Origin of the sequence: Geobacillus sp. WSUCF1, from assembly GCF_000422025.1 — a bacterium.
GTDB classification, from domain to species: Bacteria; Bacillota; Bacilli; order Bacillales; family Anoxybacillaceae; genus Geobacillus; species Geobacillus zalihae.
On record NZ_ATCO01000018.1, the window covers coordinates 1 to 17266 of the forward strand.

18 protein-coding genes, 1 pseudogene and 1 riboswitch are annotated in these 17266 nt (G+C 54.6%); of the genes and pseudogenes, 14 read left to right on the top strand and 5 right to left on the bottom strand.

What is annotated here, in order from left to right:
* The first annotated feature begins 207 nt into the window (after positions 1–207).
* Positions 208–1340 (top strand): annotated as a pseudogene (locus I656_RS0114625) (class I SAM-dependent methyltransferase).
* An 83-nt stretch (positions 1341–1423) separates the two neighbouring features.
* Here the strand turns inward: I656_RS0114625 and I656_RS0114630 are convergent.
* Positions 1424–1666 (bottom strand): DUF2626 family protein, encoded by a 243-nt coding sequence (locus I656_RS0114630; RefSeq protein WP_008879854.1) that lies wholly within the window; start codon positions 1664–1666, stop codon positions 1424–1426.
* A 155-nt stretch (positions 1667–1821) separates the two neighbouring features.
* The gene (locus I656_RS13380) at positions 1822–2520 is read right to left on the bottom strand and encodes a metalloregulator ArsR/SmtB family transcription factor (protein WP_020753839.1); all 699 of its coding nucleotides are present in this window, start codon (positions 2518–2520) and stop codon (positions 1822–1824) included.
* Between the two features lie 195 nt (positions 2521–2715).
* On the opposite strand from I656_RS13380, the gene comGA reads away from it, so the two are divergent.
* From comGA to I656_RS13340, 8 genes are all read left to right on the top strand, one after another.
* Entirely contained in the window at positions 2716–3810 is a 1095-nt protein-coding gene (gene comGA / locus I656_RS13375; protein WP_033004730.1) for a competence type IV pilus ATPase ComGA, read from the top strand.
* Complete coding sequence (comGB, locus tag I656_RS13370) at positions 3782–4810, top strand: competence type IV pilus assembly protein ComGB (protein WP_012820550.1); 1029 nt, start codon at positions 3782–3784, stop codon at positions 4808–4810. The genes comGA and comGB overlap by 29 nt, the downstream gene beginning before the upstream one ends.
* Before the next feature lie 202 nt (positions 4811–5012).
* The gene (comGC, locus tag I656_RS13365) at positions 5013–5309 is read left to right on the top strand and encodes a competence type IV pilus major pilin ComGC (RefSeq protein WP_015375395.1); all 297 of its coding nucleotides are present in this window, start codon (positions 5013–5015) and stop codon (positions 5307–5309) included.
* The gene (comGD, locus tag I656_RS13360; RefSeq protein WP_033004731.1) at positions 5299–5736 is read left to right on the top strand and encodes a competence type IV pilus minor pilin ComGD; all 438 of its coding nucleotides are present in this window, start codon (positions 5299–5301) and stop codon (positions 5734–5736) included. The genes comGC and comGD overlap by 11 nt, the downstream gene beginning before the upstream one ends.
* On the top strand, positions 5720–6046 hold the full coding sequence (locus I656_RS13355) for a type II secretion system protein (protein ID WP_020753845.1): 327 nt from the start codon (positions 5720–5722) through the stop codon (positions 6044–6046). Before comGD ends, I656_RS13355 begins: the two co-directional genes overlap by 17 nt.
* Positions 6025–6471 (top strand): competence type IV pilus minor pilin ComGF, encoded by a 447-nt coding sequence (comGF, locus tag I656_RS13350; RefSeq protein WP_033004723.1) that lies wholly within the window; start codon positions 6025–6027, stop codon positions 6469–6471. Before I656_RS13355 ends, comGF begins: the two co-directional genes overlap by 22 nt.
* A gap of 75 nt (positions 6472–6546) precedes the next feature.
* Positions 6547–6936, top strand: coding sequence for a competence type IV pilus minor pilin ComGG (comGG, locus tag I656_RS13345; protein WP_012820555.1), 390 nt, complete (start codon positions 6547–6549; stop codon positions 6934–6936).
* A 45-nt stretch (positions 6937–6981) separates the two neighbouring features.
* Positions 6982–7161: a YqzE family protein gene (locus I656_RS13340; RefSeq protein ID WP_011231910.1), complete on the top strand. Its 180-nt coding sequence runs from the start codon at positions 6982–6984 to the stop codon at positions 7159–7161.
* 102 nt (positions 7162–7263) lie between these two features.
* Here the strand turns inward: I656_RS13340 and I656_RS13335 are convergent, their stop codons facing one another.
* Both I656_RS13335 and I656_RS13330 read right to left on the bottom strand, forming a co-directional pair.
* Positions 7264–8058: a YqhG family protein gene (locus tag I656_RS13335; RefSeq protein WP_020753848.1), complete on the bottom strand. Its 795-nt coding sequence runs from the start codon at positions 8056–8058 to the stop codon at positions 7264–7266.
* A complete protein-coding gene (locus I656_RS13330) occupies positions 8045–9709 on the bottom strand; it encodes a DEAD/DEAH box helicase (protein WP_020753849.1) in 1665 nt (554 codons plus the stop codon). Before I656_RS13330 ends, I656_RS13335 begins: the two co-directional genes overlap by 14 nt.
* Before the next feature lie 219 nt (positions 9710–9928).
* A riboswitch (glycine riboswitch) is annotated at positions 9929–10017 on the top strand.
* A 185-nt stretch (positions 10018–10202) separates the two neighbouring features.
* Between I656_RS13330 and gcvT the strand changes: the two genes are divergently transcribed.
* The 4 genes from gcvT (at position 10203) to I656_RS13310 (ending at position 15645) form a co-directional block, all read left to right on the top strand.
* Positions 10203–11297, top strand: coding sequence for a glycine cleavage system aminomethyltransferase GcvT (gene gcvT / locus I656_RS13325; RefSeq protein ID WP_033004726.1), 1095 nt, complete (start codon positions 10203–10205; stop codon positions 11295–11297).
* A 35-nt stretch (positions 11298–11332) separates the two neighbouring features.
* Positions 11333–12679 (top strand): aminomethyl-transferring glycine dehydrogenase subunit GcvPA, encoded by a 1347-nt coding sequence (gene gcvPA / locus I656_RS13320; protein WP_033004728.1) that lies wholly within the window; start codon positions 11333–11335, stop codon positions 12677–12679.
* Positions 12672–14144 carry an aminomethyl-transferring glycine dehydrogenase subunit GcvPB gene (gene gcvPB, locus I656_RS13315; RefSeq protein ID WP_012820559.1) on the top strand — a complete coding sequence of 491 codons (1473 nt, stop codon included), beginning with the start codon at positions 12672–12674 and terminating at the stop codon, positions 14142–14144. The genes gcvPA and gcvPB overlap by 8 nt, the downstream gene beginning before the upstream one ends.
* Positions 14145–14457: 313 nt before the next feature.
* Complete coding sequence (locus tag I656_RS13310) at positions 14458–15645, top strand: ROK family protein (protein WP_020753853.1); 1188 nt, start codon at positions 14458–14460, stop codon at positions 15643–15645.
* A gap of 57 nt (positions 15646–15702) precedes the next feature.
* Here I656_RS13310 and I656_RS13305 read toward each other — a convergent pair whose 3' ends face one another.
* Positions 15703–16077, bottom strand: a complete 375-nt coding sequence (locus I656_RS13305) for a rhodanese-like domain-containing protein (protein ID WP_012820561.1) — start codon at positions 16075–16077, stop codon at positions 15703–15705.
* Between the two features lie 210 nt (positions 16078–16287).
* On the opposite strand from I656_RS13305, the gene I656_RS13300 reads away from it, so the two are divergent.
* Positions 16288–17124, top strand: coding sequence for a biotin/lipoate A/B protein ligase family protein (locus I656_RS13300; protein WP_012820562.1), 837 nt, complete (start codon positions 16288–16290; stop codon positions 17122–17124).
* Positions 17125–17266 lie beyond the last annotated feature (142 nt).

The window sequence follows — 17266 nt, forward strand, 5'->3', positions numbered from 1 at the left end:
AAAAACCCTTCTTAGCCGCGCCAAGAAGGGTTTTTGGGGGATGTTCTATCCACAATAATGGGAGGGGATATAGTTAAGCTGCTACTATAACAATATATGATTATTTTCACTATGTCAACAGTAAAAAAGTGAACGACTCCCACTTCACTTTGCTTGAGGCGGGAGCTTCTTTCGGAATGATGAGGAAGACGGGGTAGAGAAATGGTGATGGATCGATTGTATGAACAGATTGCCGCGGCGCCGGGTGGGCGGGTGTCGTACGCCGATTACATGCAGATGGCTCTTTACGATGAACGATTCGGCTACTATATGCGAGAGCGGGCGAAAATCGGCAAGAGAGGCGATTTTTTTACGAACAGCTCATTCGCGCCGGTGTTTGGCAAAGCGCTTGCTTCGCTTTGGGTTCGGATGGTGGAACAGAGCGGCCTGCCGCCGGCTGTTTGCGAGTGGGGGGGCGGAGACGGAAGATTGGCGCTTTCGGTATTGGAAGAATGGAAGAAAAAAAGTCCACATACATACGACCGCTTGTCGTATACGATCATCGACCAAAGCCCGTTCCACCGCCGGCGCCAGCGCGAAACGCTTCAACCCGCAGCCGAGAAGGTGGAGCAATATGACGATGTCTCTCGCTGGCTGGCCGAGCGTGGGCCGTTTTCCGGCATTGTGTTTAGCAACGAATTTTTTGATGCGTTTCCCGTTCACGTCATTGTAAAGGAAGGCGGCGTTTTGCACGAATGTTTTGTCGCCGCCCGCGATGGCCGGCTCGTTGAAGAAAAGGCGCCGCTTTGCCGTCCCGCTATTGTCCGCTATTTACATGAGCGCGGATTGGATCTTGCTGAAGGGCAAAGGCTTGAGGTGCCTCTCGCGATGAAGGCGTTTTGGCTCGAGGTTGGGCCGCTGTTTCATCAGGCGGTGATGGTGACGATCGACTATGGCTATACGGACGAACAGTTGCGCGCCCCGGCGCGGCGGCATGGAAGCTTGCGCGGATATTTCCGCCATCAGCTTGTTGCGACCCGCTTCGCCATCCGGGGGAGATGGACTTGACGAGCCATGTACAATGGGATGCGCTTCGCTTGTACGCCCGTCAGGCTGGGTGGGAGGAAGTGGCGTTCGTTCGCCAAGATCGGTTTTTGCTCGCAGCCGGCCTTTTGCATGAATGGGACGTTTCAGAAGGCGACGATGTCTTTTCGCCGGCAAGCCGCCAAAATCGAATGATCCGCGCGCTGATCGCTGACGATGGCGTCAGCCGCTTTTTTGACGTGCTGATCTTGCAGAAAGGGATGAGTTTTGCCGCGCGCGACTTTTGGCCAGCGCCCGAGTTTTTGCCGGCCGATTAACGGCTTCCTTCGCTGATCTGCAATGGAGAAAAGGAGTTCTGGTCAAAGCGGCAAAAAAACAGGCAGGAGGTTCTGCCTGTTTTTTATTCGCCCATGCCGGGCACCATCATAAACGTCGTCCAATACGTAAACGCCGCGAAGAAGATCGTCAAATACGCCCCGAAAATGTAAATGTACATTCTTTCGGTCAGCTTTAAAAAGCCGAGGAACAGGAAAAACACCGTTTGCCCAAAGAAGATGAGCGACGTCGTATGCATGTGGCCGAGGTAAAACATGACAGCAAAAATGCCGGTCCAAAAGGCGAGCACGCGGAACATGCGGTCCATTCTATATCCCTCCTTTGTTTGAAACCATTGGTCCTTACTTATTATAATGTACAACGATTGGGAATGTAAATAACGCTTTCGGACAAGGGGCAAGAAATAAAGCTAAGGCCGGCCGTTGATTTTTTCAGACAAAAAAGAAGGAAGGAGGGACGCTGTCACGGACGGATGACGATGCGGTAGGCGCAGCGATGGCTGCCTTCCATCATATTTTCCGTTTCCGTTACTTCAGCACCGGCAAACAGCGTCTCGACCATTCCTTCCAAAAAGGAGTGATGCATACCGCAAACCGTATCAGGTGCTTGCGCTGCGATTTCCTTGAACGGGCAGTTGAAAATATCGAGGTAAAGCACTTCTTTTTCTTCATCATGGTGCAACTGCGGCAAACATCCAGCCGCTTCGGCCGCTTCTTCCATTATAGCGATTTTGTCTGCCATGGTGAGCGCGCTCGCTGCGCTGTTATGTGGCAAACGGCTGGCGACGAGCTCACGGCCGAATCGTCTTCCTGTTTCACGCAACGCCTCGCTTCCAACGGGACCGAGTTTGGCCATCGTTTGAATGGCGATGCGGGCGAGGAGTTGATAATCGCGGAACGGAAAATACAGCCCGATCACTTCGTCGGACAGCCGATACAGCCGGCTCGGCCGTCCGCCTTTTCCCGTTTTTTGCGTATCCGATACGACCATTCGAACGTCCTCAAGCTTCGTTAAGTGCAGGCGTGCGACATTTGGATGGATATGGAATTTTTCTGCGATTTCTTGAACGGAAACTTCGCGATGCACTTTTGCCATGTATTCATAAATATGAAATCTTGTCGGGTCAGACAACACGCTTGTGATTTTCAATGTTTGTTCCATCGGTTTCCCTCCCAAATGAATCATTGATATGGTTATTATAATGAAATCGTCCAAAGCGAGGAATGATTTTTGTCACTGCTTTCAGTGAGTGGACTGACATTCAAAAAAATTTCACAAAAAAGCTGCGCCAAAAGCAGGATAACGACTCATGCTCGTCGAAATAGAAAGCAACCTGTCGAAAGGAGGGAATCTGTGCTGAACGAGATCGAACAAACGGCAAACCGCCTCCTCGCTGAAGCGGTGCAGCGCCGCGCCTCGGATCTCCACCTCGTTCCGCGCCGCCGTGATGCCGCCGTTCGTCTTCGGCTCGATGGCATGCTTGTCGACGTTGGCGCTCTTCCGAAAGAAACGGCGGAACGCCTCATCGTTCACTTTAAATTTTTAGCCGGCATGGACATCGGGGAACGACGCCGTCCGCAAAGCGGCGCCATGGAAGTAGCGGAGTTTGGGGAAACGGTGTATTTGCGTTTATCGACATTGCCGACGCTCTACGATGAAAGCCTCGTCATTCGACTTCTGCCGCAGCGCCTCTCGCTGCCGCTTCGCGAACTATCCTTATTCTTCCACTCCACCGCACGATTATTTTCCTTCATGCAGCATCCGCAAGGACTCGTGCTGTTGACCGGTCCGACGGGGTCAGGAAAAACGACGACCCTGTACACCCTTCTTGATCTTTGTCAAGCGGAAAGGCAGCGCAATATCATCACGCTTGAAGATCCAATCGAAAAACAGAACGAACGACTGTTGCAAGTGCAAATCAATGAAAAAGCAGGCATCACGTACGCAGCTGGGTTAAAAGCGGCGCTGCGTCATGACCCGGATGTGTTGATGGTCGGCGAGATCCGCGATCATGACACGGCGGCCATTGCCATCCGTTCAGCATTGAGCGGCCATTTGGTCGTATCGACGATGCACGCCGCCGATGCAGTCGGCGCCGTCTACCGGCTGCATGAATTCGGCATTCCGCTCGGCGATTTGGCTGAGACGCTGCTTGCCGTCTCTGCCCAGCGGCTTGTCGAGCTTTGCTGCCCGTTGTGCGGCGACGATTGCCATCCATCGTGCGGCCGTCTTGGGCGCCGCCGGCGCACGGCTGTTTATGAGTTGCTTTGCGGTTCAGCCCTGGAGGACGTGATTCATTTTCTCTCCAATGGGAGAGGGAAGCCCAAGCGCTCTTATATGACGCTCGCTCGCTTGATCCGCAAGGGGATTGCGCTCGGCTACCTGCCGTCCGCATGCTTGAGCTCGTCGGAGGGGAAGAAAGATGAAGCGCAAAATGTGGCCGCTTGTTGAACAGGCGTTGTTTTTCACCCGGCTCGGCCGGCTGCTCGAACGCGGTTACCCCCTTGGGCAAGCGCTTGAGTTTTTGGCCATCCAAGCTCCAACACACCGGCGGCTGGAAATAGAGCGCTGCCTGCAGCAGCTGCGCGCCGGGCTGCCGCTGTTTGCGGCTGTCGAAGCGCTGTCGGTCGACCGCATGGCGGTGAACCTTCTCTTTTTTGCCGAACGGCATGGCGACTTGCCGCGCGGCATGGCAGAGACAGGGGAAACGCTGGCGCAAAAAGCGCGCTTCCACGAGCAACTTCGCCGCTTCAGCCGCTATCCGATGTTCCTTCTTTCTTTGCTCATCATCATGCTCGTCTTGATGGAATGGTGGCTGCTGCCGCAGTTTGAACGGGCGGCGGCGGCGTTTTCTCCACAACGCGGGCACACCGCTTGGCTGCTTGCGGTGGTCGCCCATGCCCCTATGGCGATGGCGGCCATCGCCGTCTTGGCGGTGTTCTCCGGGCTGTTTTACACCGCTTGTTTCCGCCGCTGGCCGGTCTCCCGAAAACTTCAATTCGCTTTGCGAATTCCAGGGCTTGCTTCTTTTCTGAGACTGTTTGTCACCTGCCTGACCGCCCGCCAGCTCGGGCGCTTGCTGCAGGCTGGATTGTCGGTTTATGATGCGCTCGGCGTGTTCAGCGAGCCGTCGTCCTGGCCGTTTTTGCAAATGGAAGGCCGGCGCCTTCGCGACGGGTTGATGAAAGGGATGACGCTTGACGGATTAATCGGCGCCGCCCGCTATTACGAACAAGAGCTGGCGCTTGTCATCCGCCACGGCCAGTCGAACGGCGAACTTGGCAAAGAACTTGAACATTACAGCGAGTTTTTGCTGCAGGTGATGGAACAACGAATCGAGTCGGTCTTAAAATGCATGCAGCCGCTTTTATTGGCAGTCGTTGGCTCGTTTGTCGTCGGGATGTATTTGGCGATTTTGTTGCCGATGTTTTCTATGTTGAATGAACTGTAAATCACTTCCATCTAACAAGGATGGGACGGCTCTGTAGGAACAAGATGCTTAATCTTGATGGGTTGGCTCCTTGGAAGAGGGGCGCGCCCCTCCTCCCAAGGCCCAATCAATGAACAGATTCGATGGTAAAGGAACCGATCGAACTAAACCGATCATTCGCTAAGCGCTCTTTCTGAAATTTCGTATGCGAGGAGGAGTGACAATGAATCAAAAGGGATTCACATTGATCGAAATGTTGATCGTGATGATGGTGATTTCTGTTCTGTTGCTGATTGCCATTCCGAATATAACAAAGCACAACAGCATGATCAATTCGAAAGGATGCGAGGCGTTTTTGAACACCGTGCAAGCGCAGGTGAAAGCGTATGAGATGGAGCATAACAAAATTCCGACGGTGCAGGAATTGCTCGCTGGCCGCTATATCAAGTCGGACAAATGTCCGAACGGTCATGCGATCCAAATCAGCACGAACGGCGATGTGAGTGAAAGTGGCTCGTAACGGCGGGTTTACGCTGCTTGAGATGCTGATCGTTTTCTCGGTGGTGCTCGTGCTTGCCGGGCTGGCTGTTCCGACGCTTGGCGGCGCTGTGCGCCATCAAGAGGAGATGTATATGCTGGCTGTGCTGCGCGCGGATTTGTATGGCGCGCAGCAGCATGCCATCGCCCGGCGGGTGAATGTAGCGGTTTTTTTTACCGACGGTGGCGCTGGGTACAAGGCGATTGATGCAGCGAGCGGCCGGCAGGTTGTCGCTCGTTCGCTCCCTTCTCCGTGGCGGTTTCGGCTCGGCACGCTGCGCAATCCGCTCATCTTTACCGACAACGGCAACATTGAACGGGCTGGAACCATTTGGATAGGGGGTGGCCCAATGACGTATAAAGTCACCTTTTTGCTGGGGAAAGGGCGATTTTATGTGCAAAAAATGTAGCGGCGGATTTTTGCTTGTTGAAGCGTTGTTCGCTTTGGCGCTGCTATGGACGACAGCGGCCGTTCTTCTCCCGCTGTTGACGCAAATGGCGCAAGAGCGCAACAGCCTCATTCTCGAGGAGAAAGCGCGCCGGCTGTTGGCCATCGCGCTGTATGAGGAGCCGCTTGTCGGAGAAACCACCATTGCCGACGGGCGCACGGTATTTCGGCTGCAAGCGAGCGATGAAGGGGTGCGAATGTGGAAAGTATGCGTGCGTTGGAACGATTACGCCGGCCGCGAGATGGAGCGGTGCGGGTATGGCAAGCGGTAGCGGCAAAAGAAAACGGGTTTACGATGATCGAAGCACTGTTGGCGCTGGCGGCTGCGATGGCGGTGGCGGCGGCCGTTCCGGCGCTGTTGTCCGTCCGCTTGCTGGCTCCGGAGCCGACGGACGCGTTTTCCCGATTGGAATGGCGGCTGTTTGTGCAACAGCTGCAAATCGAGCTGAATGAAACGAAGCAATGGTCGACTGGCGGCCGTGTCCTCTATTTGCAAAAATGGAGCGGTGAGACGGTCAGTTTTTCTGTTGTTGCGTCAAGAGCCGAACTGATCCGCCAGGTGGACGGTGCTGGCAATGAAACGGCGCTCCGTCATGTGCGCGCTGTTTCGTACCGCGCCGGCACCCGCGGGATATTTTTGCAAGTGACGGCTGATGACGGCACCGTTTGCGAGGCGTTTGTGGCGCGGGCGTTTTAGCGGGCGGCTTGTACGGTGAGACCCCCTTGACCGCCGCTTCCCCCTTTTAGACTGGAAAAACGAGGGGAAGGGGAAATGGGTCGACAAGATGGCGTCATGTTTCCGATTGTGGCTGTTGTTTCTTTGTTGCTTGTCTTTTCTGTCATGCATGTCTTGCTCCTCTATGAAGCGGAACGACAGGCGGCTTATGCGGCCCGGCAGGCAGCCGAGGCGGACGAGCTTGTGCAGATGGCCGTGTTTGACGTAAAAGAACGCATCGCATCAGCAGATCCGTCGACCGCGGGAGAGGCTGGGGAATGGACCTATCCGCGCGGAATGGCCGCCTACCGGTGGGTGCGGGAAGATGCAGCGCACGTTCGGGTTTCTTTGTCCATCCGTTCGGCCTCTGGGCTGAGGCGCGCTGTCATGTTTACTGTCACGCTTCCGGCGCTTCATATTGTCGAATGGAGCGAGCAAAACGGTTAAAAGAGGAAAGAAGCGGAAAAACTAAAAGAAAAAAGGGGGGATTTGATGGCGGTCAATGATTATGTCAAGTTTGTCACCCAACAATTTGTCGCCTACATGGACTTGCCGAAAGAGGAGCGGAGGCAGCGGCGTCAGGTGCGGAAACAAGAGCAGCTTCCGCTTTCATACCGATTGTTTGGCATGGTGCCGCTTTCGCTTCGCTTGCTGTTTCGGCGCCGCCCGTAGCAGCCGCCCGCTGGCCTAGGCCGGCGGGCGGTTTTCGTGCCGACGGAAGGGAGTTCGTCGGTTTGAGCGCTGTGAGCCGGATGGACCCATCCCGGGGTTGATTCACGATGAGCGGGGCAGCAAATAAAACAGTCCGCCGTTGATGACGGAAACGGTGATGCGCGGCTTGTACTGCTTTTCCAACGCTTCCTTCTCAATATAATAGCACTCCGGCTTTTCTTCGCAGTCTTTGTAAAATTCATCAAGCAACGCCAAATCGTCGGCCCAGCGTCGGCGCGCCTCATCCGCCCACGCATGGTTGTCGGCGGCGATGCGGCTGCGTATGTATTGCTCGAGACGGCCGATGCCGCTTCTCGGTTTAATGAGCGGGGAGATGGTGAAACAGTAATCAGGGATTTTCGGCGTCAGCCGTCGCTCGCGCATCCGCTCATGAAACGACTCGACGATCGTTCCGCTAATGAGATGAAGGCCAAGGGAGACGATTTCATCTTTTTTTTGGTCGCATTCGTACGAAATCGTGACGTTCATGCCGAGCCATGGATGGAGGGCGGCGTTGCCGTCCAAAGGCGCGCTTGGCTCCTCATACAGGCGGATGAAGCTGCCGCGTTTTTGCGCTGAGCGGAACAGCTGGTGCAGCCGGGGAGCGCCGAAATGGAGGCGCTCGCCTTTGAGTTTGTCCGTCCGCTCGCTCGCGCGGGTGATGAGCGTCAGTCGCATCGGCTGCGGCACGCCGCCTGTCCGTTCAATATAATGCCAGTAAAACGGCCGATTCATCAGTTCTTTGTCCATTTCTGCCGTCAGCTGCACGGTGAGGTAGTCGTCGCTTGCTTCCACAAACGTGCAGCCGTTGGCCGCAAAATAGCGTTCGACAAAGCGGCGGATTTCATGTTGCTGCATGCCGCTCTCCTCCTTCCTTTCCGAGCTGCTCCGCCAGCTCGATCATCGCGACGATGTTTTCCATTTTGATTTTCATCTCCCCTTCGCTCCGTGAATGAACGAAGGCGTCTTCGAAGTAGCGCTCCAGGTTGGCGAGGTTCATTTTCGCCAAAATGTCGTCCAGCTCGCCGACGACTCGTTCGAACAGGCGGATTTTTTCGTACAGAAGCGTTAAAATATGTTCTTCGACCGTCTGTTTGACAGCGAAGTTATAAATGTAGACGTCATCCGTCTGCCCGAGCCGGTGGACGCGGCCGATTCGCTGCTCAAGGCGCATCGGGTTCCACGGCAAGTCGTAGTTGATGACATAGCGGCAAAACTGCAAGTTGATGCCCTCGCCGCCCGCCTCGGTGGCGATGAACACTTGGGCGTGGTGTTTAAACAGTTCCTGCATCCAGTCTTTTTTGCCGCGCCGGAAGCCGCCGCGAAACGGAACGGACGAGATGCCGTGCTGCTTTAAAAACCATTGCAAGTAAAGCTGCGTCGCCCGGTATTCCGTGAAAATAATGACTTTGTCATGAATGGAACGGATGAGCTCGAGCGCTTTTTCAGCCTTTGAATTCGTCTTGACGGCGTTGATTTTTTCCAATACGCGTTCAAGCGGCTCTGGAACCGCTCCGCTGCATTTATCGATCATGTTTTTGATCGTGAGAAACAGCGCCTCGCGGCTGCTGCACGCCTCGCGAAGAAGCGTGATGAGCGAAAACGAGCCGGCGAACGATTCGCGGCGGAGCGCCTTGACCGCTTCATACAGTTCCCGTTCCTCATTCGTAAACTCGATCAGCACCGGTTCAACGTGGCGCTTCGCCCATTCGATCGGCGTATCGGCGCGGCGGTTGCGGATCATCACTTTGTTGACGAGCGCTTTTAAATGGTCGTTCGTCTGTACGGCCCGCGTTTTTCCGTACGTTTTGGCAAACTGTTCCGAGCTGCCTAAATGGCCGGGTTTCAACAGCGAGACGAGGTTGAAAATTTCTTCGATCCGGTTTTGGATCGGCGTCGCTGTCAGGAGCAAACAAAACTTCTTTTTTAAATTTTGCACAAACTCGTAGTTTTTCGTTTTGTTATTTTTCAGTTTGTGCGCCTCGTCGATGATGATCATGTCGTACGACTGCCCGTAGATGATGTCACGGTGCGGCGGTTTTTTCGCCGTGTCGATCGAGGAAACGACGATATCGCACTGCTCCCAGACGTAGCTCTTTTTCTGCTGGACGGCCGGGATGAAAAATTTTTCGTTCAACTCTCTCACCCATTGCGAAACAAGGGAGGCGGGAACGAGAATCAGCGCTTTTTTCACAAGGCCGCGAATCATATATTCTTTTAAGACGAGCCCGGCCTCGATCGTTTTTCCAAGCCCGACTTCATCCGCCAAAATGGCTTTGCCGTTCATCTCCTCGACGACGCGGCGCGCCACTTCAAGCTGGTGCGGAAGGATCGTCAAGTGGGGCAGGTGTTTGGGCGCCTGCAAGCCATGAAATTCTGGGACGCTTAAATGATGGGCGGCCTCAAGCGCCAGTTCGTACATTTCCCAGCTCGCCCACGGACCGTCTTTTTCGACGCGTGCCAAAAATTCCTCCTTCCATGTTTCATCCATTTCAAGGTCAATGTTCATGGCGATCCCCTTCCCTTGTTGCGAATGTTTATATAGATTGCATGTGGTATGTTGGGTAAAACAAGAACATTATTATGACTAATTGCCATGAAAGTTCGATTATTTCCTATTGCCCTTTGACTGTGATTGATGGTAGTATAAATTTAGAACATTCTCATGACTCGTTGATCAGGGTGTTTGTTAGTATGCCCGATATGGAAACAATTTATTGATGGGCGGATGACGGCAAGGGGAGAGACTACGGAATGTAGCGCCGAAGGAGCAAGCGGAAACGCGAATCTCTCAGGCAAAAAGACTCTTGCTTGACGCAGCTCTGGAGAGCGCTGCGTTCACGCAGGCCACCCAAGAGGAAACCGATCGGCCCCATGGACCGCGAACGGACGCGCCAAACGGGCCGGCGGGAAACTTTCAGGTGCCAGGACAGAGCCCCCTTACTTGTTGATAGGGGAAGTCTGTCCTTTTTTGTGTGACGTGGATCAAAGGAGGGAATCAGATGCTAAAGCGCACGCCCCTATTCTCGGTGTACGCCCGTTGCGGCGCCAAAACGATTGAATTTGGCGGCTGGGAAATGCCGGTGCAGTTTTCCAGCATCAAGGAAGAACATGAGGCTGTAAGAACGCGCGCCGGGCTGTTTGACGTCTCCCATATGGGGGAAATTGTCGTCCGCGGCCGTGGGAGCCTCGCGTTTTTGCAAAAGCTCATGACCAATGACGTCGCCAAACTGCGGCCCGGCCGGGCGCAATATACGCTCATGTGCTATGAGGACGGCGGCACAGTCGATGATTTGCTCATCTATCAAAAAGGAGAGAATGACTACTTGCTGGTCGTCAACGCGGCGAATACGGAAAAAGACTTCGCTTGGCTAAGCGGGCATGTTGAGGGCGACGTCGAGCTTCAAGATGTATCGTCCGAAACGGCTCAGCTTGCCTTGCAAGGGCCGGCAGCGGAGCGCGTCTTGCAGCGATTGACGGATTTTGATTTGGCGGCGCTGCGCCCGTTTTCATTCGCTGACGGCGTCGAAGTCTCGGGCGTGAAGGCGCTCGTTTCGCGCACCGGCTATACGGGGGAAGACGGGTTTGAGCTATATTGTAAAGCGGAAGACGCCGCCGCGCTATGGGAGGCGATCCTAGCGGCCGGAGCTCGTGACGGCGTTCTCCCATGCGGACTGGGGGCGCGCGATACGCTCCGCTTTGAAGCATGCCTGCCGCTTTACGGTCAAGAGCTGTCCGACTCGATTTCACCAGTTGAAGCCGGGCTTGGTTTTGCCGTCAAAACGGAAAAAGAGACGCCGTTTATCGGCCAAGCTGTATTGAAACGGCAAAAAGAGGAAGGGCCGCCGCGCCGGCTCGTCGGCATTGAAATGATCGACAGAGGCATTCCGCGCCACGGATACCTTGTATTTGCCGACGGCGAAGAGGTCGGGTTCGTCACGACCGGCACGCAGTCGCCGACGCTGAAGAAAAACATCGGCTTGGCCTTGGTGAAAGCGGATGTGGCTGCCATCGGCCGGGAGGTGGAGGTGGACATCCGCGGCAAGCGGCTGAAAGCGAACATCGTGCCGATTCCGTTTTACAGGCGGGCCAAGTGACGATTCCAAAGCGACAAGGAAAGGGGAAAAACGCAGTGCTCCATCGTTATTTGCCGATGACGGAAGAAGACAAACAGGAGATGCTGAAGACGATCGGCGTCGCCTCGATTGACGACTTGTTTGCCGATATTCCAGAACAAGTCCGCTTCCGCGGCGAGCTGAAGGTGAAACCGGCCAAATCCGAGCCGGAGCTGTGGAAAGAGCTTGCGGCCTTAGCGGAAAAAAACGCCAGCGTAAAACAATACGTTTCCTTTTTAGGAGCCGGGGTGTACGACCATTATATTCCGGCTGTCGTCGACCATGTCCTGTCGCGCTCTGAATTTTATACGGCCTATACGCCGTATCAACCGGAAATTTCCCAAGGCGAGCTGCAGGCGATTTTTGAGTTTCAAACGATGGTGTGCGAGTTGACCGGCATGGATGTCGCCAACTCGTCGATGTACGACGGCGGCACGGCGCTTGCCGAAGCGGTGCTTCTTAGCGCCGCGCATACGAAGCGGAAGAAAGTGCTCATCTCGACCGCCGTTCATCCGCAATATCGGGAAGTCGTGCGCACGTACGCCAAAGGACAGAAGCTCGAAGTGAAAGAAATTCCGTATGACGGCGGCATCACCGATCTTAAGGCGCTTGAAGCGGAAATGGGGGATGATGTGGCGTGCGTTGTCGTCCAATACCCGAACTTTTTTGGTCAAATCGAGCCGCTGAAAGCGATCGCGCCGCTTGCGCATGAAAAGAAAAGTTTGTTTGTCGTCGCCAGCAACCCATTGGCGCTTGGTGTGTTGACTCCACCCGGAGCGTTTGGCGCCGACATTGTGGTCGGCGACATGCAGCCATTTGGCATCCCGACGCAATTTGGCGGCCCGCATTGCGGCTATTTCGCTGTCAAAGCGCCGCTCATGCGCAAAATTCCAGGCCGTCTTGTCGGGCAGACGACCGATGAGGACGGGCGCCGCGGGTTTGTCTTGACGCTTCAAGCGCGCGAACAGCACATCCGCCGCGATAAGGCGACATCCAACATTTGCTCCAATCAAGCGTTAAACGCCTTGGCCGCTTCCGTTGCGCTGTCGGCGCTTGGCAAGCGGGGCGTGAAAGAAATGGCGGCGATGAATATGCAAAAAGCGCATTATGCGAAGGTGGAACTTGAAAAGCGCGGACTGTCGTCGCCGTTTGCCGGTCCGTTTTTCAACGAGTTTGTCATCCGGCTTGGACGGCCGGTTTCTGATGTGAACGATCGCCTGCTCGAAAAAGGAATCATCGGCGGCTATGACCTTGGGGCTGACTATCCGGAGCTTGCCGGTCATATGCTTGTTGCTGTCACCGAACTGCGGACAAAAGAAGAAATCGATCGGTTTGTCAATGAATTGGGGGATGGCCATGCGTAACGATCAACCGCTCATTTTCGAACGAAGCAAGCCGGGGCGCATCGCCTACAGCCTGCCAGCGCTTGACGTGCCGGCTGTCGATGTCAGCGAGCTCGTGCCGGCCGATTATCTTCGCACTGAAGAGCCGGAGCTCCCGGAAGTGTCGGAGCTTGACTTAATGCGTCATTATACGGCGCTCTCGAAACGAAACCACGGCGTCGATTCCGGGTTTTACCCGCTCGGGTCGTGCACGATGAAATACAATCCGAAAATCAATGAAAACGTCGCCCGCCTCGCCGGGTTTGCTCACATTCATCCGCTTCAGCCAGAGAAAACGGTGCAAGGGGCGCTTGAGTTGATGTACGACTTGCAAGAGCATTTAAAAGAAATCACAGGCATGGATGCGGTCACCTTGCAACCGGCGGCCGGCGCCCACGGCGAATGGACCGGGCTGATGATGATCCGTGCTTACCATGAAGCAAACGGCGACTTCAACCGGACGAAAGTGATCGTCCCGGATTCAGCGCACGGCACGAACCCGGCGTCGGCAACGGTCGCGGGTTTTGAGACGGTGACGGTCAAATCGACCGCCGATGGACTTGTCGATTTAGAGGACTTAAAGCGCGTCGTCGGTCCGGATACAGCGGCGCTTATGCTCACGAATCCGAACACACTCGGGCTGTTTGAAGAGCATATTGTCGAAATGGCCGAAATCGTCCACAAAGCCGGCGGCAAGCTGTATTATGACGGCGCGAATTTAAACGCGATTCTTGGCAAGGCGCGCCCGGGGGACATGGGCTTTGACGTTGTTCATTTGAACTTGCATAAAACGTTCACCGGCCCGCATGGCGGCGGAGGCCCAGGCTCGGGCCCGGTCGGGGTGAAAGCCGACCTCGTTCCGTTTTTGCCGAAGCCGGTCATCGAAAAAGGGGAAAACGGTTATTACCTTGATGATGACCGTCCGCAATCGATCGGCCGCGTCAAGCCGTTTTACGGCAATTTCGGCATCAATGTTCGGGCGTACACGTACATCCGCTCGATGGGGCCGGACGGCTTAAAAGCGGTGAGCGAATATGCGGTGTTAAACGCCAACTATATGATGCGTCGGCTTGCTGAGTATTACGATTTGCCGTATGACCGCCATTGCAAGCACGAGTTCGTTCTCTCTGGCCGCCGGCAAAAGAAACTCGGTGTCAGAACGCTCGACATCGCCAAGCGACTGCTTGATTTCGGGTTTCATCCGCCGACGATTTACTTCCCGCTCATCGTTGAAGAATGCATGATGATCGAGCCGACGGAGACGGAGTCGAAAGAGACGCTCGACGCGTTTATTGACGCCATGATCCAAATCGCCAAAGAGGCGGAGGAAAATCCGGAAATCGTTCAAGAAGCGCCGCATACGACCGTTGTGAAGCGACTTGATGAAACGACCGCGGCGCGCAAGCCGATTTTGCGCTATCAAAAACCAAAACATAGCGACAACTGATGTTTGAGCATTGATGAGCGCTCGCTCCCTAACGGAGCGGGCCGTTTCTTTGTACGACGGATGAGTCATTGACAGAAATGTTGAATTAGTTTATTATATAAACTAAGATCAAGAAAGAAAAAGCATGTGTCCATATGGAGAAGTTAGCCTTAACAGTCGGTGCACGGGCGCCCGACGGCTTGGGCGAAAAAGCTGATGGTCAAGAGTCGAACACGGCAGGAATCGACGGATGCAGCAACCGCCATAATAGCGAGGCGCCCCTGCCCTTTCGCAAGACACATTCGATCAATCAAATGAAAAGGATGACAGAGACGTGCGGACAGGAAACATTTCTCTTGTAAAAAAAATGAATAAACAGCTCGTCTTAAAATTGATTCGCGACCAGCATCCGATTTCGCGCGCCGATATCGCCAAGACAACCGGATTGAACAAGGCCACTGTCTCCGCGCTTGTTGACGAACTGATCGCCGAGCATTTCGTCCATGAAAGCGGAATCGGCGAGTCAACCGGCGGGCGCCGGCCGCTCATGCTTCGCTTCAACGCCGACGCCGGCTCGCTTATCGGCGTTGAGCTGGGGGTGAACTATTTGTATGCCGTGTTGACCAATTTAAACGCGGACATTCTTTGGGAGCAACGGCGTTCGTTCCGCCCGTCTGAAGGGCAGGAGGCGATCATCGGCGAAATGATGGAGCTCATCGAGGCGGCCATCCGCCGGGCGCCGGCGACGCCGTACGGCGTGATGGGAATCGGCATCGGCGTGCCGGGCGTCGTCCATACCGAAAGCGGGACCGTTGTGTTTGCTCCGAACTTGCGCTGGGACGATGTCGCCTTGGCGGCTGTTTTGCGGCAACGGTGGCCTGAGCGTCCTGTCATTGTCGAGAATGAGGCGAAACTGGCGGCGCTTGGAGAAAAGTGGTTCGGCGCCGGCAACGAGTTCGCCCACTTTGTTTACATCAGCGCCGGAATCGGCATTGGCGCCGGCGTCGTTCTTCACCATCAGCTCTATCGGGGTGTCAGCGGCCTAGCTGGTGAAATCGGCCATCATACGATCGATGTCAACGGCATTCGCTGCAGCTGCGGCAACATCGGCTGCTGGGAAATGTATGCGTCGGAAAAATACATTGAACGCCGTTTGGCTGAAGAAGGGCGTTCCGAATGGCTCGATGAACGCTTTTCCATCGCTGCGATGGCGTTGGCAGCAGAAAGCGATGAACAGCTGGCGCGCATTTTGGAGGAAACAGGGCGCTATCTCGGCGTTGGATTGTTGCAGGTGATTTATGCGTACAATCCAGAAGCGGTCATCATCGGCGGCCCGCTTGCCCAAGCGGGCGAGTATGTGATCGGTCCGGCGCGCCAAGAAGTGAGAAAGCGAATTCTCGTCAAAAAAGAAAGCGAGCCGTCCATCATCTCCTCCAAGCTGAAAGAGAAAAGCTGCGCCATCGGCGCGGCTGCTTCGGTGCTTGAGGCGGTCGTCCTGCCGCCGGAATTTGCGGCGGTCTAGCGCATGCGAAAAGAGGCGCCTGCCTGTTTCGGCAGAGCGCCTTTTTTGGTTAACGGGCTACGCTTTTTTCTTCACTTTCCCGGTCCATGTTTTAAATCCGCCTTTTAAATGGTACAAGTCGCGGTATCCTTTTCGGTAGAGCATTTGCGCGGCCCGCCCGCTGCGCAGTCCGTTTTGGCAGTACAAATAGATCGGCTGGTCTTTGCGCAATTCTTTCATGCGCACGCGAAGCTGCGTGAGCGGGATGTTGCGCGCCCCTAAAATATGTCCAGCCGCAAACTCATCCGGTTCGCGGACATCAATCAATTGCGCTTTCCGGTAGCCGGCGCGGAATTCTTCTTCCGTCAACGATTTGACAATTCGTCTTTGCCAAATGTATGTGATCACCGAATAAATGATGATCGCGCCGAGAATAATGAGCAATGCTTCCACCCCATCATGCCTCCCTTCGCTTCGTCTGCTATTTCCTATTATATAAAGTCGCCGCCGGGAAGCAAAGAGATTTTCGCCATGCCATTTTTCTTTCCTTCACCGGCGTTGTTTGCTAAACTAATAAAGGCGGCCAAAAGCGTCCCGCCCCTTGGCGGTGGTCGACAAGCCGCCGCAGCGTTTAGAGTATGGAACAATAGAGAAGGTGGAACGATGGCAAAAGAAGTATGGCGCTTTATCGATTCCGGCTATTGCCCGCCGGCGTTCAATATGGCGCTCGATGAGGCGCTTCTCGATTGGCACAGCGAAGGCAAAATTCCGCCGACGATCCGCTTTTATGGCTGGAATCCGCCGACGTTGTCGATTGGTTATTTTCAAAAAGTGGAGAAAGAAATTGATTTAGAGGCGGTCAAACGGCACGGCCTCGGCTTTGTCCGTCGGCCGACCGGCGGGCGCGGCGTCCTGCACGATAAAGAATTGACATACAGCGTGATCGTCTCCGAGTCGCACCCGGCGATGCCGAAGACGGTGACGGAAGCATACCGCGTCATTTCCCAAGGCATTTTAGAGGGATTTCGTTATCTTGGATTGGATGCGTATTTTGCCGTGCCGAGGACAGAAGAAGAGAAAGCCGATTTGCGCAGCCCGCGTTCGGCTGTTTGTTTTGACGCGCCGTCATGGTACGAACTTGTCGTTGAGGGGCGGAAAATCGCCGGCAGCGCGCAAACGCGGCAAAAAGGCGTCATTTTGCAGCATGGTTCGATTTTGCTCGATTTGGACGAAGACTTGCTGTTCAGCTTGTTTAAATATCCAAACGAGCGGGTGAAAGAGCGTCTGCAGCGCGATTTTAAAAAGAAGGCGGTCGCGATCAATGAGTTGACGAGCCGCACGGTGACGATCGAGGAAGCGAAAGAGGCGTTTTACAAAGGATTTGAAAAAGGATTGAACATCGTATTGGAACCGTACACGCTCACCGCCGAAGAGCGGGCGTACGTCGAAGAGCTGGCGCGGACGAAATACGAAAGCGACGAATGGAACTTCAAGCGCTGAGCAGCGACGCGGTAAATCGTTCGTTTTCCGGCAAAAACAGCGGCACTCCCCCGTTTTTCTCCGCTTTTCGCCGTGTTTTGTTTTTTTTTTTGCTTGACAAAATGAAATCATTTGTTCTCTTTAACAATATATAGTATGATTT